Below are 14,319 nucleotides of genomic sequence, written 5' to 3' on the forward strand. Positions count from 1 at the left end.
TTGCCCGAAGGGCGGCCCTGCGGCGTCTGGTGCGTGCTCTCGGTGTGCCGGGTGGAAGTGCTCGTACGGGGCGTACTCGCGCTTTCGCCCGGTGCGGCGAGAGCGCGTGCCAGGCGTCGCGGGGCAGAGGGGAATGTGACGACAGGCCCTAGCGAGCAGGCGCTACGGCAGGATCAGCCAGTCGAAGGCGAGGGCGGAGGCGAGGCCGCCGACCAGGAGCCAGGTGGCCAGGCGGGTACGGCCGTTGCGGGAGAGTTCGATCACGACCCCGCAGAGGATCATCGCGAGGCCGTAGACGCCGACGACCAGGACGGACGTGCGGCTCGCGAGGCGGACGACCAGGACGACGGCGAGGGCGACGAGCAGGACGGAGGCGGCGGCGACGCGGAGCCGGCGCGCCTGCTTGGGGGTGAGCCCCGCCCCGGAGCCCTCGTCGTCCTCGTCGTCCTCGTCCTCCGGGTCCTCGTCGTCCTCCTCGTACGCGCCGTCTTCCTCGTCGTCGTCCTCGTCGTCGTCCTCGTCCGCGGACTCCCCGTCGTCCTCCCCGGGCCGGCCGGTGGGTTCGCCGTCCGCGGCCGGGCCGTCGAGGGCGTCGGCCGCGTCGAGTTCGCCGGTCTCGCCGGTCGCGGGAGCCTCGTCGGTCTGCGTGGCCGCGGGGGCCTTGGCCACCGGGGTGTCCTGGTCGGAAGCGCTCATGGAGCAGGAGCGTAACGGACCCCGTTAGGCTGTTCGTATGACGACCGGGGTACGCCGCAGGATGGGCGTCGAGGAGCGCAAGCAGCAGTTGATCGGGGTCGCCCTCGAACTCTTCAGCAACCGCTCTCCCGACGACGTGTCCATCGACGAGATCGCCGCGGCCGCGGGAATCTCGCGCCCGCTGGTCTACCACTACTTCCCGGGCAAGCAGAGCCTGTACGAGGCGGCGCTGCGGCGTGCGGCGGACGAGTTGGCGGCCCGGTTCGTGGAGCCGCCGCAGGGCCCGCTGGGGGCGCGGCTGCTGCGGGTGATGGGCCGCTTCTTCGACTTCGTGGACGACCACGGCCCCGGGTTCGCGGCGCTGATGCGGGGCGGACCTGCCGTGGGCTCCTCGACGACGAACGCGATGATCGACGAGGTGCGGCAGGCCGCCTACGAGCAGATCCTGGCGCATCTGGAGGTCCGGGAGCCCTCGGCCCGGCTGGAGTTGGTCGTCCGGTCGTGGGTGTCGCTCGCCGAGTCGACGGCGCTGCTCTGGCTGGACGGCCGCCGGGTCCCGCGCGCGGAGCTGGAGTTGCAGCTCGTGCACGACTTCGCGGCGCTCGCGGCGGTGAGCGCCGCCTACGACCCGGACATGGCCGAGGTGCTGGTCGGCATCCTCGCCGACGAGCCGGCCGACGGCCCCTTCGGGGAGCTGGTGGCACGGCTCGTCGGGCTGGTCCCCACCCTGCCCGGGGCGCCCTCGGTACCCGATCAGCGCTTGCGGTAGGACGCCTCCAGCTCACGGACCTCGGCGAAGAGCAGGACGCCGTCGGTGGTCTTGAGGTGGTGCGGCAGCAGGTCGAGGACGGCCTCGGCGAGCCGCGCCTTGGCCTCCTCGGTGCGGCCGGGCAGCAGGGCGATCTCGACGTGGACGCTCGCGGTCCCGGCGGCGCCGTCGCCGGTGACGGTCTCCTCGATTTCGCGGAAGCGGGTCTTGCAGGCTTCGACCTGCGTGTCGACGGTCTCCGCGACGAGCGGGTGGAGCGCGAGCGCGAAGCCGCGCCGGTCGAGGGGCGCGGAGTAGTCGACGGTGATCTGCGGCATGGGGGTCACTCCCGGTGGGACGGTTGTCTGGCCACACCTTTACGGTGTGGCCCATGGACGCACAAGTGACCTTCCGGCAGGCGGACGAACGCGATCTGGACCTCTTGGTGGAGCTGTTCGACGGGGTGGCGCGCTGGATGGTGTCCGGCGGCATCGAGCAGTGGAAGCCGGGCGCGCGCGGGGCCGGCCACTTCCGGGCCCGGATCGCCGAGGGCGAGGTGTGGCTCGCCGCGCGGGAGGGCCGGACCCTGGGCGCGTACGAGCTGTGGTGGGAGGACCGGGAGGTCTGGGGGGAGCAGCCGCCGGTGGCCGGCTACGTGCACCGGCTGATGACCGACCGGGAGGCGGCGCCCGCCGGGACGGGCCGGCTGCTGCTCGCCCACGCGGAGGGGCGGATCGCGGCCGGGGGCCGGACGCTGGCCCGGCTCGACTGCGAGGAGCGCAACCCGCGGCTGGGGACGTACTACCGGGCGGCGGGGTACGCGGCCGTCGCCCCGCCGCTGGTGAAGACGGGCGCGGACGGCCGGACGTACGCGGTGACGCGGATGGAGAAGGCCGTGGGGTGACGGGCGGGCCCCGGCACCGGGTGGATCCCGGTGCCGGGGCCCGTGGTCACTTCGCGGCCTTGAAGACCGCGACCGTGCGCGCGGGGACCGCGAAGGTGCCGGAGGCGGTCTCGTAGGAGGCGGTCTTCACCACGGCGTCCGAGCCGGCGGCCTGGACGGGGTGCAGGGCGTAGCCCCGGCCCGCCAGGTCGGCGACCTTCTGCGCGGTGCGCTGCGGGGTGGCGTTGAGGACGACGACGAGGTCGCCGAGGCGCATGGTGATCACGCCCGGGGTCTCGTCGGTGCCGGAGAGCGGGAAGCCCAGGGCCGACTGGACCTGTCCCGCGGTGCCGAGGGAGAACACCGGCTCGGTGGTGCGGATCCGCTGGAGGTCCCGGTAGGCGGCGGAGGAGCCGTCGATCTGCTCGCAGCCGACCGTGAGGGCCGGGTTCACGAGCAGCGGCTTGCCGTAGGACCACTTGGCCTTGTTGTCGGCGGCCGGGGGCAGGCCGCGGCCGAAGCCGTTGCCGTCGCGGCAGTCCCAGTGGATCGCGTTGAACCAGTCGCCGCTGTCGAAGGAGTTGCGGTCCAGGGACTTGGAGCGCAGCAGGTCGGAGCCGGCCTGGGAGAGCGCCGGGCCCTGCGAGAGGGTCGCCGTCGCCATGGCGAGGACCTGCATCCTGGCCCGGTCCGCCGGGCTGGTGCCCGCCGGCAGCTTGAAGGCGAGCGCGTCGTAGAGGGACTCGTTGTCGTGGGCGTCGACGTAGGCGAGGGCGTCGCCGGGTGCGGCGGCGTAGCCGGCCGGGGCGCCGTTGTAGTCGACCTCGGAGCCCTTGACCGTGCGCCCGGAGGTGTCGGTGAAGGTGTACGAGGCGAGGTTGCCGGTGAGGCCGACCTTGATGAGGTCCTGGTAGTGCAGGAGGCGGGCCTTCTGCTGCTCCGGGGTGCCGTTGGCGGTGGAGGTGTTGGGGTCGGTGAAGAGGCCGGAGGCGAAGCCCTGCACGCCGGGGTCCTCGTCGAAGGGGCCGCCGCCGCGGACGGCGTCGCGGGCCCGGTCGGAGAAGGTGGCGATGCCGGTGCCGGCCATGTTCCGCTGGGTGGCCTGGACGAAGCGGGCGTCGTCGGCGACCTCGCCGAAGTTCCAGCCCTCGCCGTAGAGGACGATCGCCTTGCCGTCGACGCCGTCGCGGGCGACGGTCAGCTCGTCCAGGGCCTTGCGCACGGCCAGGATGTTGGCCTTGGGGTGGTGGCCCATGAGGTCGAAGCGGAAGCCGTCGACCTTGTACTCCTTGGCCCAGGTGACGACCGAGTCCACGACGAGCTTGCCCATCATGGCGTTCTCGGTGGCGGTGTTGGCGCAGCAGGTGGAGGTGGCAACGGAGCCGTCGGCCTGGAGGCGCTGGTAGTAGCCGGGGACGATCCGGTCGAGGACCGACTTGTCGGCCTGGCCGGCGGCGACGGTGTGGTTGTAGACGACGTCCATGACGGTCCGCAGTCCGTCGCCGTTGAGGGCCTGGACCATCTGCCGGAACTCGACCGTGCGGCGGGTGCCTTCGGGGTCGGTGGCGTAGGAACCCTCGGGGACGGTGTAGTGCAGGGGGTCGTAGCCCCAGTTGTAGCCGTCCGCGGCGGCGGCCGCGGCGACGCATGCCTGCTGCTCCTCGGAGTCGGGGGCGTAGACCGACAGGTCGCAGGCGGGGGTCTTCCGGTCGGACTTCTTCTCGGGGACGGTCCCGAGGTCGAAGGCGGGCAGGAGGTGGACGTAGGAGGTGCCGGAGGCGGCGAGGGCCTTGAGGTGCTGCGAGCCCTTGCTGTCCTTGTCGGTGAAGGCGAGGTAGGTGCCCCGGTGGCCGGCCTGGGCCGTCGGGTCCGCGATGGAGAAGTCGCGGATGTGGAGTTCCTGGATCTGGGCGTCCCGCAGCGGTACGGCGGCGGGCTTCCTCAGGTTCTGCCAGCCCCGGGGGGCGAGCTTCGGGTCGGCGAGGTCGACGGCGAGGCTGCGGGCGGAGTCGGTGGTGAGGGCGGTGGAGTAGGGGTCGGTGACCCTGTTGACCACGACCTTCTGGACGGTGGGCGCCCAGACCTTCACCACGTAGCGGTACGCCTTGCCGGTCCAGGACTTCGGGCCGCTGACGGACCAGACGCCGGTGGCGTCGTCGCGCCGCATGGGCACGGTCCGGCCGTCGAGTTCGAGGGCGACCGACTGGGCGGTGGGGGCCCAGACGGAGAGGGTGGTGCGGCCGCCGCGGAAGGTCGGGCCGAGGTCCGCGCCGGTCGCCCTGGCCGCGTAGAGGTCGTCGAGGACGCCGGCGGTCTGGACGCCGGTGGCGGCGAGGAGGGCGCCGTTGGCGGCGCGCTGGGTGGCGATCAGCTGGCCGCGCAGGGAGTCGCGGACGCGGTCGGCGTCCCGCGGGTCGACGGTGAAGGCCGGGTACGCCGACAGGTGCGGGTACTTCGCCTTCTGGGCGTCGGTGAGCGCGGCGGGGGCGAGCCGGAGCCACTGGCCCTCGGTGTTCAGGGCCCCGTCGGTGACGGTGATGCCGCCGTCCTTCGCGTACACCAGCTGCTGGCTGGTGGCGTCGGTGGTCTTCACCTTCCAGACGACGGTGTCGCGGTCGATCCACTGGGCCTCGGCCTTGGCGAGGTCGAGCGCGGGGGTGCCTCCGACGGTCGGGAGGAGGTACTTCTGCTCTCCGGAGAGCGCCCAGATCTCGTGGCCGTAGGTGGCGAGGTCGAGGGACTGGTCGGTGGGCAGGTCCTTCTGGTCTCCCTTGTGGAGGATGTACGACAGGGAGGTCGCGCCCTGGGTGAGCGGCACCTCGTAGACGGCGCCGTAGGCGTCGAAGCGCGCCGGCATCAGGGGCTTGGACCAGTCGGTGGGCTGGGCGGCGCCGGTCCAGGTGTGCAGGCCCCAGCCGTCGTAGTTCCCGTCGGGGCGCTGGTAGTGGAGGACGGCCTTGGTGGTGTCCTGCGGGGTGGAGGCGGGGGCGGTGTCGGACTGGCCGTCCTGGCCCTGGGTGATCCAGACCTCGCCGGTGCGGCCGAGGACGACGCTGCGCTGCGGGCCGTCGGCGGTGCCGTTCCTCTCGACGGTGTAGGCGACGGTGGAGGCGCCCTCGGGGACCTTGACCCAGGCGAAGGCGCCGTGGGCGTCGCGGCCGGTGAAGGCGGCTTCCTGGCCGGCGGCCTTCAGGGTCCAGCCGTCGTAGTCGCCGTCCTCGCGCCGGTAGTGCACGACGGCGTGGGTGCGTTCGACGGCGACCGGCTTCTCGGGCGCCGGGGGCGCTCCGGCCGTGGTGGCGGCGGTGGCGCTCGCGGTGCGTCCGGCGCTGTCGACGACGACGGCCTTGTAGCGCAGGGCGGTGCCGGCGGGGGCGGTGACGTGCTGGGTGACCCGGTAGGGGGCGTGGTCGGCGGTGCCGAGGGTCTGCCAGGGGCCGTTGCCGACCTGGGCGGCGAAGACGACCCGGTTCAGCTGTCCGCCGGTGACGTCGGCACGGAGCTCGACGGTGCCGGTGGCTCCGGCGGCCGGGGCCTTGAGGACGAGGTCCGGGCGGGTGGCGGGGGCGGGGAGCGACCGGTCGGCCTTGAGGACGAGCGAGGAGAGGGCGGGGACGGTGACGGTGACGGTCCCGTTCTTCGCTACGACGGTGCCCTGACCCCCGTACAGGGTGCGGAAGTTCGCGGAGTCGACGGGGAGGGTGACGGTCCGGGGGGTGGTGGCGCCGTTGGCGGCGACGAGGTACTCGGTGCGGGCCGCGGCGTCGGTGCGGGAGAAGGCGTAGACGGAGCCCTCGGCGTACCGCTCCTGCTGGACGCCGTCGCGGAGGGCCGGGTTCTCGCGGGTCAGCTTCGAGAGCGCGGCGATCGACCGGTACACCGGGTGGGTGGTGTCGTAGGCGTCGCTCGCGTGGGTGCGGGCGGTGCCGATCTGGTCGTCGTCGAGGTAGTCGGCGGCCTGGGAGGCGAAGAGGGGCTGGCGGGCGTCCTTGTCGCCGCCGGCGCCGGTGTAGCCCTGCTCGTCGCCGGAGTAGACGACGGGGTTTCCGCGGGAGAGGAACATCAGCTCGTTGGCGAGCCGGGTCCGGTCGAGGAGTTCGGCGTCGGTGGCGTTCGGGTGGTCCTGCTTGAGGAAGCCTCCGAAGCGGCCCATGTCGTGGTTGCCGAGGAAGGTCACCTGCTCGTAGGCGTTGGCCTTGTCGGTGGTGTACCGGTAGTCCTCGGCGAAGACCTTGGCGAGGCGGTCGGCGCCGGCGCCCTGGGAGGCGAAGGCGCGGGCCGCGTCCTGGAAGGGGAAGTCGAGGGTGGCGTCGAGCCGGCCGCGGGTGACGTAGGGGGCGGTGACGGCGGTGTCGGCGGAGTAGACCTCGCCGAACATGAAGAAGTCCTCGCGGCCGCGCTTCCTGGCGTAGGCGTCGAGGGCCGTGGCCCACTGGGTCCAGAAGTCGAGGTCGACGTGTTTGACGGTGTCGATGCGGAAGCCGTCGATCTTGAAGTCGCGGACCCACTTCTCGTAGATCCGCTTCATGCCCTCGACGACCTCGGGGCGTTCGGTCCACAGGTCGTCCAGGCCGACGAAGTCGCCGTACTCGGCGGACTCCCCGGCCCAGGTGGAGTCGCCGCGGTTGTGGTACATCGTGGGGTCGTTGAGCCAGGCGGGGACCTTGGTGTCCGCCTTCTCGACGGGGGTGTACGGGAAGGAGTCGGCGTCGACGCGGCCGATCGCGTCGCGGTCGTCGAAGGGACGGCCGTCCTTGTCGAGGTAGGGGTAGGCGCCCTTGGGGCGGTAGCCGTACTTCTTCTCGGCGTAGTCGACGGTGTCGGCGGTGTGGTTGGTGATGACGTCGAAGAAGACCTTCATGCCCTTGGCGTGGGCGGCCGCGATGAGCTTCTCCAGGTCCTCGTTGGTCCCGAAGTGCGGGTCGACCTGGGTGAAGTCGGTGATCCAGTAGCCGTGGTAGCCGGCCGACGCGTCCTTGCCGGTGCCCTGGACGGGCCGGTTCTTGAAGATCGGCGCCATCCAGATGGCGGTGGTGCCCAGGCCCTTGATGTAGTCGAGCCGCTGGGTGAGGCCCTTGAGGTCGCCGCCCTGGTAGAAGCCCTTGTCCGTGGGGTCGAAGCCGGTCTCCGTGCGGCTGCCGACGAGGCCGCCCCGGTCGTTGGACGCGTCGCCGTTGGCGAAACGGTCCGGCAGCACGAAGTAGAACTGCTCGCGGGTGAGGTCCTGACGGGCGGGCTGCGCGGCGAGCGAGCGGTCCGACGGCGGGGCGGGGGGCCGGGGCGCGGCGGCCGCGGGGACGGCGGGCACGAGGGTCGCGCACAGGGCGGCGGCGATGGCCACCGCCGTTCTCTTGCGTGTCACGGAGTGCTCCCTGGAGGAGGGCGGGACGGGGGTACGGGTGGGAGGGCCGCCCCGGGTGGGGCGGCCCTGGCGGGGAGGAGGGGTCAGCTGCGGAAGGTGTCGTTCAGGACGACCTGGCCCGAGGCGGGCACGGTCGCGGTGCGGTTGGCACCGGACTCCCAGGTGACGTTCCCGGCCGCGTCCTTGCGGATGTACTTGTACTCGAAGGACGTTCCGGCGGGCAGGGAGACGGTCAGCTTCCACACCGGGTAGGCGGCGGGGTCGAGCTTGAGGGCGGAGGCCGGGGCCCAGTTGCCGAGCTCGGCGCGGTTGCCGGTGACGTAGATGTCCTGGCCGACGACCGTGGTGGCGTTGACGTTGAACGAGGCGCCCGCGGTGGCGGGCGGGGTCGTCGTCGGCGGCGTGGTGGGGGTGGTGCCGCCGCAGGTGGTGGCGTTCACGTGCAGGGCCAGGGCCGTGTTGGCGGCGAGGGTGGCCGTGAACTGGCCGGACGAGTTGACCGTCACGGCACTGCCGGACTGCACGTCGCAGTAGGAGCCGGCGGGCAGCGAGGTCTGGAAGGTGCGGGTGAGCGCCGAGGACTCGTGGTTGAGGGCCACGTACGCCTTGGAGCCGCGGCCGAACGCGATCGCGTTGCCGGCGTTGTCCCACCAGTTCGTGACGGCCTGTCCGCGCGCGGTGTTGCGGAAGGCGACCATGGAGGAGATCTCGCGCCAGGCGTGCTGGCACTTCCAGCCGTTGCTGTAACAGGCGTTCACCTGGCCGCCGTTGGGCGGTCCGGCATCCTTGTCGGTCCACTCGTAGCCGGAGTGGACGTCCGGGGAGCCGTAGGGCCAGGCGAGCATGAAGACGGAGGCGAGCGTGTAGGAGGCGCCGTCCTTGTAGGACAGGGTGTCGCCGCCGCGCTCGGTGTCGTGGTTGTCGACGAAGACGCCGGACTGGCCGGAGGGCATGTAGCCCCACGCCTCGCCGAAGTTCTTCAGGTAGGAGAGCTTCTCGTTCTGCAGCACGCGCTTGAGGTCGCGGGCGTAGCGGAACTCCTGGACGTCGCCGGTGCCGAGGTACTCGCTCGGGGAGACGGCCTCGCCCGCGCCGTGGATGGCCTCCTGCTTCCAGTAGACCCCGGGGTTGGTCAGCCGGGACTTGATGTTGGCGAGGTCGGCGGCCGGCATGTGCTTGGCGGCGTCGATGCGCAGTCCGTCGACGCCCAGGGAGAGCAGGTCGTTGAGGTAGCCGGCTATCTTGCCGCGGACGTAGTCCTCGCCGGTGTCGAGGTCGGGGAGCTGGACCAGTTCGCAGTTCTGGACGTTGGCGCGGTCCTGGTAGTTGGAGATCGAGGAGCGGCAGTCGTCCATGTCGGAGCCGGAGTAGAGGCCCGGGTAGTCGTACTTGGAGAACGGGGTCCCGCCCGTTCCCGTACCGGACCCGTTCGCCATGTGGTTGATGACGGAGTCGGCGACGACCTTGACGCCGGCCGCGTGGCAGGTGTCGATCATGTTCTTGAAGGCGGTGCGGTCGCCGAGACGTCCGGCGATCTTGTAGCTGACCGGCTGGTACGAGGTCCACCACTGGCCGCCCTGGAGGTGTTCCTGGGGCGGGGAGACCTGGACGTATCCGTAACCGGCGGGGCCGAGGCGCTCGGTGCACTCACGGGCCACCGAGGCGAAGTTCCATTCGAACATCACCGCGGTGACGTCCTTCTCGCCGGGCGGTGTGGCCTGCGCCGGGGCGTTTCCCGTGACGGCCACAGCGGCAGCTCCCGCCACGAGGGCGAGTGCAGCGGCCACGGTTCTTCTGGCCATGCTTCCTCCTGTACGACATCAGTGTCGCAAGAAGTTGCCGAAAACTTCAGCAACTGTTTTCAGCCGTGACCGTACGAGCGCCCCGACGCCCGGTCAACCCTCCGGACGCCCCTCCGCAACTTGTTACGAAAGGACTTGCGGAAACACCGCCGAAACCCTGGCGGGCGGCTGCGCCGTGGAGCCCCGGACCACCAGCTCCGGCTGGAAGACGAACTCCGTGCGCTGCACCGGGTTTCCCTCGATCTCCTCCAGGAGCGCGCCGACGGCGGCGGTCGCCATCGCCTGCACCGGCTGGCGCACGGTGGACAGCGGCGGGCTGGTGAAGGCGATCAGCGGGGAGTCGTCGAAGCCCACGACGGAGACGTCGTCGGGCACCTCCAGACCGCGTGCGCGGACCGCGCGGATCACACCGAGCGCCATCAGGTCGGAGGCGCAGACGATCCCCGTGCACCCCTCGCCCAGCAGGATCTCGGCGGCCGCGTGGCCGCCCTCGACACCGAAGAGCGTGGGTCTGATGAACCGTTCGGCGTCGGCCCGCTCCACGCCGAGGAGCTCGTACAGCTCGGCGGCGAAGCCCTCGGCCTTGCGGCGCGAGGGCACGTAGCGGGTGGGTCCGATGGCGAGGCCGATCCGCTCGTGGCCGAGCTCGACCAGGTGCCGGACGGCCATCCGGGCCGCGGCCCGGTCGTCGGGCGAGACGAAGTTGGCGTCGATGTGCTCGTTGTAGCCGTTGATGAGGACGAACGGCACGCCCCGGGCGGCCAGCCGGGCGTAGCGCGCCGGGTCGGCGGTCGCGTCCGCGTGCAGCCCGGAGAGGAAGACGATGCCGGCCACCCCGCGCTCCACGAGCTGCTCGACGAGTTCGTCCTCGGTGGCGCCGCCGGGCATCTGGGTGCAGAGCACCGGCGTGTAGCCGTGCCCGGCGAGGACCTGTTCGACGACCTGCGCGAAGGCCGGGAAGATCGGGTTGGTCAGCTCGGGCACGACGAGCCCGACGAGGCCCGCGCTGCGGCGTTTGAGCCGTACGGGACGCTCGTAGCCGAGCACGTCGAGCGCCGCGAGCACCTTGTGCCGGGTCGCGCCGGCCACCCCCGCCTTGCCGTTGAGGACGCGGCTGACCGTGGCCTCGCTGACCCCGGACTGGGCCGCGATGTCCGCGAGCCGCGGAGCGCCGTGTCCGGCGCCCCGCGGCAGGGGGATCGTCACACCGCCCACCAGACGGTGGTGTCGGCGGGGATCTCCGCTTCGTCGTCGACGACGCGGATCTCCTCGCTGGACAGGAGGTACCGGCCGGGCAGCGGGACGGTGATGGCCCGGCCGGTGGTGTTGGCGGTGCAGACGAAACCGTCGCGGCGGAAGGAGAGCACACCCTCGGGTGCCTCCAGCCACTCGACGGTCTCGCCCGCACCGAGTTCGGGGCGCTCGCGGCGCACGGCGAGCGCGCTGCGGTACAGCTCCAGGGTGGAGCCGGGGTCGCCGGCCTGGGCCTCGACGCTCAGCCCGCCCCAGGTGGCGGGCTGCGGCAGCCAGGAGCCGCCGTCGCCGAAGCCGTACGAGGAGCCCTCGACGGTCCACGGGATCGGCACCCGGCAGCCGTCGCGGAAGCCGTCCTGGCCGCTGGCGCGCCAGAAGGAGGGGTCCTGGCGGACCTCGTCGGGCAGGTCGGTGACGTCCGGCAGGCCGAGCTCCTCGCCCTGGTAGACGTACGCGGAGCCGGGCAGGGCCAGCATCAGCAGCGACGCGGCACGGGCCCGGCGCAGGCCGAGCTCTCGGTCGCCGGCGTCGCGGAGCTGGGTGCCGAGGCCCGCCGGGTTGGCGAAGCGGGTGGCGTGCCGGGTGACGTCGTGGTTGGACAGCACCCAGGTGGTGGGGGCGCCGACCGGGCGCATCGCGTCCAGCGAGGCGTCGATCACCGTGCGCAGCTCCGCCGCGTCCCAGTGGGTGCCCAGGTACTGGAAGTTGAACGCCTGGTGCATCTCGTCGGGGCGCACGTAGTGGGCGGTGCGGTCGACGGTGGGGGTCCACGCCTCGGCGACGAGGATCCGCTCGCCGTCGTACTCGGCGAGGACGGTGCGCCAGGTGCGGTAGATCTCGTGGACGCCGTCCTGGTCGAAGAAGGGCATGACGTCGTTGCCGAGCAGCTTCAGCTGGTCGTGGGCGCCGATGTCGGGCAGGCCGGCGGCCTTGACCAGGCCGTGGGCGACGTCCACGCGGAAGCCGTCGACGCCCATGTCGAGCCAGAAGCGCAGGATCGAGCGGAACTCGTCGCGGACGGCCGGGTGCTCCCAGTTGAAGTCGGGCTGCTCCGGGGCGAAGAGGTGGAGGTACCAGTCGCCGGGCGTGCCGTCCGGGTTCTCGGTGCGCGTCCAGGCCGGGCCGCCGAAGATGGACTCCCAGTCGTTGGGCGGCAGTTCGCCGTTCCCGCCCTTGCCGGCACGGAAGTGGTAGCGCTCGCGCAGCGGCGAACCGGGGCCCTCGCGCAGGGCGCGCTGGAACCACTCGTGCTGGTCGGAGGAGTGGTTGGGCACCAGGTCGACGATGATGCGCAGGCCCAGTTCGTGGGCCTCGCGGATCACCGCGTCGGCGTCGAGGAGCGAGCCGAACATCGGGTCGATGGCCCGGTAGTCGGCGACGTCGTAGCCGGCGTCGGCCTGCGGCGAGGCGTAGAACGGCGAGAGCCAGACGGCGTCGACGCCCAGGTCCCTGAGGTACGGCAGCCGGCTGCGGATGCCCTCCAGGTCGCCCATGCCGTCGCCGTTGCCGTCGGCGAAGCTGCGCGGGTAGACCTGGTAGATCACCGCGTCTCTCCACCAGCCCGTGTGCGTGCCGGTGGTGGGGGCGTCGGCCGGGGTGGCGAGGTGCTGGGTCATGTCTTCCCTGGGAGGTAAGGAGGTGCGTTCGGGCGGGGTGCTCAGGGCCGTCAGCCCTTGACGGCACCGGCCGACATGCCGGTGACCAGGTGCCGCTGGGCGAAGAGGAACACCAGGGCGGCGGGGACGGCGATCAGCACGGAGGCCGCGGCCATCGGGCCCCACTGCGCCCCGTACTGGTTGACGAACTTCTGCAGTCCGCCGGCGAGCGTCAGGTTCTCGTCTCCGACCATGAAGGCGGAGGCGTAGGCCACCTCGCCCCAGGCGGTGATGAAGGAGTAGAACGCGGTGACGGCGATGCCCGGCTTGGCCAGCGGCAGGATCAGCCGCCAGAAGGTGCCGAAGGGGGTGAGGCCGTCGACGTATCCGGACTCGTCGATCTCGCGCGGGATGGTGTCGAAGAAGCCCTTCATCATCCACGCGCAGAACGGGACGGCGATCGTCAGGTAGGTGACGACCAGGCCGACCGGCTGGTTGAGCAGGCCCATCGACGCCATGATGTTGTAGATCGGCACGATGAGGACGGCGACCGGGAACATCTGGGTGACGAGCAGGGTCCACATCAGTCCGCGCTTGCCGGGGAAGCGGAAGCGGCTGACGGCGTAGCCCGTGGTGGCGGAGACGAAGACGCCGATGACGGTGGTGAGTCCGGCGACGAGGAGCGAGTTCCCGAACCAGGTGAGGAACGGGGTGTCCCTCAGCAGGTTCGTGTAGTTCTCGAACGTCGTCTCCTTGAAGAAGTCCGTGGTGATCGCGTACTTCGCGGGCTTCAGCGAGGTCAGCAGCACCCACAGCACCGGGAAGACGGCGATGACGGACGCCGTGATCAGCGTGACGTGCAGCGCGACCGAGGCCAGCGGCGAGCGGCGGCCTCGGATCGGGGTGTTGGCGGGCGCGGCGTGACGGGCGGGGGTCGTGGTGGTCACCAGACTTCTCCCTGCTTGCGGAGGACTCGCCGGTAGACCGCGGCGAAGAGCATCAGGAGGACCAGGATGAGCACGCCCCAGGTCGACGACTGGGCGAAGTCGCGCGGACTGACCTCGAAGGAGAACTTGTACGCCTGGGTGACGAGGATCTGGGTCGCCTCGCCGGGCCCGCCCCGGGTGAGCAGGAAGATCACCGGGAACATGTTGAAGGTCCAGATGGTGGAGAGCAGGACCACCGTCGTCGACACCGAGCTGAGCCCGGGCATGGTGATGTGACGGAAGCGCTGCCAGGCGTTGGCGCCGTCCATCTCGGCGGCCTCGTACAGCTCGCCGGGGATGGACTGGAGCCCGCCGAGGAGGGCGACCATCATGAACGGGACGCCGAGCCAGACGTTGGTCGCGATGACCGAGACCTTGGCCCAGGTGGGGTCGTTCAGCCACGGCACGGCGTCGATGCCGCCGCCCGCGAGGATCTTGTTGAGGAGACCGTTGTCCTGGTTGTAGAGGAAGCGCCAGGCGAAGACGGAGACGAAGCCGGGTACCGCCCACGGCAGGATGAGCATCAGGCGGTAGGCGGAGCGGCCGGCGATCTTCCGGTTGAGGATGTTGGCCAGGGCGAGGCCCAGGGCGAAGGTCAGCGACACACAGGACACCGTCCACACCAGCGTCCAGCCCAGGGTGGAGAGGAACTGGCCGCCCGTCAGCGCGTCGGCGTAGTTGTCCAGGCCGACGAACTCGTAGCTGGACGGGATGTGGTTCACGCCGATGGAGCGCTCGACGTTCCGCTCGTTGGCGTCGGTCAGCGACAGGAAGATGCCGCGGACCAGCGGATAGCCGATGATCACGGCGATCACGACGGACACCGGGGCGACCATCGCCCAGGCGTACCAGTGGGTGGAGAGGGAGCGCTTCGCCCCGCCCCGGGGCTTACCAGTTCCGCGGCTCCGGCCGCGGGCGCTGTCGCCCGCGGCCTTCACCACCGACTGGCTGGGGGTGTCCACAGCCATCAGCCGGCCTGCCTTCCTTCCTCTT

At 71.5% G+C, this 14,319-nt stretch carries 10 protein-coding genes; 2 read left to right on the plus strand and 8 right to left on the minus strand.

Annotated elements, in window-relative coordinates:
• Window positions 1–162: 162 nt before the first annotated feature.
• Window positions 163–696, minus strand: coding sequence for a hypothetical protein (locus AB0424_RS05670; protein ID WP_366302480.1), 534 nt, complete (start codon window positions 694–696; stop codon window positions 163–165).
• Window positions 697–733: 37 nt separating this feature from the next.
• Between AB0424_RS05670 and AB0424_RS05675 the strand changes: the two genes are divergently transcribed.
• Entirely contained in the window at window positions 734–1,465 is a 732-nt protein-coding gene (locus AB0424_RS05675) for a TetR/AcrR family transcriptional regulator (protein ID WP_366302481.1), read from the plus strand.
• Here AB0424_RS05675 and AB0424_RS05680 read toward each other — a convergent pair.
• The gene (locus tag AB0424_RS05680) at window positions 1,450–1,782 is read right to left on the minus strand and encodes an isomerase (protein WP_366302482.1); all 333 of its coding nucleotides are present in this window, start codon (window positions 1,780–1,782) and stop codon (window positions 1,450–1,452) included. The two genes, AB0424_RS05675 and AB0424_RS05680, sit on opposite strands and share 16 nt — an antisense overlap.
• Before the next feature lie 53 nt (window positions 1,783–1,835).
• On the opposite strand from AB0424_RS05680, the gene AB0424_RS05685 reads away from it, so the two are divergent.
• Entirely contained in the window at window positions 1,836–2,348 is a 513-nt protein-coding gene (locus AB0424_RS05685) for an N-acetyltransferase (RefSeq protein ID WP_366302483.1), read from the plus strand.
• Window positions 2,349–2,394: 46 nt separating this feature from the next.
• On the opposite strand, the gene pulA is transcribed toward AB0424_RS05685, so the two are convergent.
• The 6 genes from pulA to AB0424_RS05715 all read right to left on the minus strand — a co-directional run bounded on the left by pulA (window position 2,395) and on the right by AB0424_RS05715 (window position 14,294).
• Window positions 2,395–7,689, minus strand: coding sequence for a pullulanase-type alpha-1,6-glucosidase (gene pulA / locus AB0424_RS05690; protein ID WP_366302484.1), 5,295 nt, complete (start codon window positions 7,687–7,689; stop codon window positions 2,395–2,397).
• 83 nt (window positions 7,690–7,772) lie between these two features.
• Window positions 7,773–9,491: a carbohydrate-binding module family 20 domain-containing protein gene (locus tag AB0424_RS05695; RefSeq protein WP_366302485.1), complete on the minus strand. Its 1,719-nt coding sequence runs from the start codon at window positions 9,489–9,491 to the stop codon at window positions 7,773–7,775.
• 123 nt (window positions 9,492–9,614) lie between these two features.
• On the minus strand, window positions 9,615–10,706 hold the full coding sequence (locus AB0424_RS05700; RefSeq protein WP_366302486.1) for a LacI family DNA-binding transcriptional regulator: 1,092 nt from the start codon (window positions 10,704–10,706) through the stop codon (window positions 9,615–9,617).
• Window positions 10,694–12,361 carry an alpha-amylase family glycosyl hydrolase gene (locus AB0424_RS05705; protein ID WP_366302487.1) on the minus strand — a complete coding sequence of 556 codons (1,668 nt, stop codon included), beginning with the start codon at window positions 12,359–12,361 and terminating at the stop codon, window positions 10,694–10,696. The genes AB0424_RS05700 and AB0424_RS05705 overlap by 13 nt, the downstream gene beginning before the upstream one ends.
• A 50-nt stretch (window positions 12,362–12,411) precedes the next feature.
• A complete protein-coding gene (locus AB0424_RS05710) occupies window positions 12,412–13,290 on the minus strand; it encodes a carbohydrate ABC transporter permease (protein ID WP_366302677.1) in 879 nt (292 codons plus the stop codon).
• A complete protein-coding gene (locus AB0424_RS05715) occupies window positions 13,284–14,294 on the minus strand; it encodes a sugar ABC transporter permease (protein ID WP_366302488.1) in 1,011 nt (336 codons plus the stop codon). The genes AB0424_RS05710 and AB0424_RS05715 overlap by 7 nt, the downstream gene beginning before the upstream one ends.
• Between the last annotated feature and the right edge of the window lie 25 nt (window positions 14,295–14,319).

It is taken from the genome of Streptomyces sp. NPDC051180 (assembly GCF_040689545.1).
Lineage (GTDB): Bacteria > Actinomycetota > Actinomycetes > Streptomycetales > Streptomycetaceae > Streptomyces.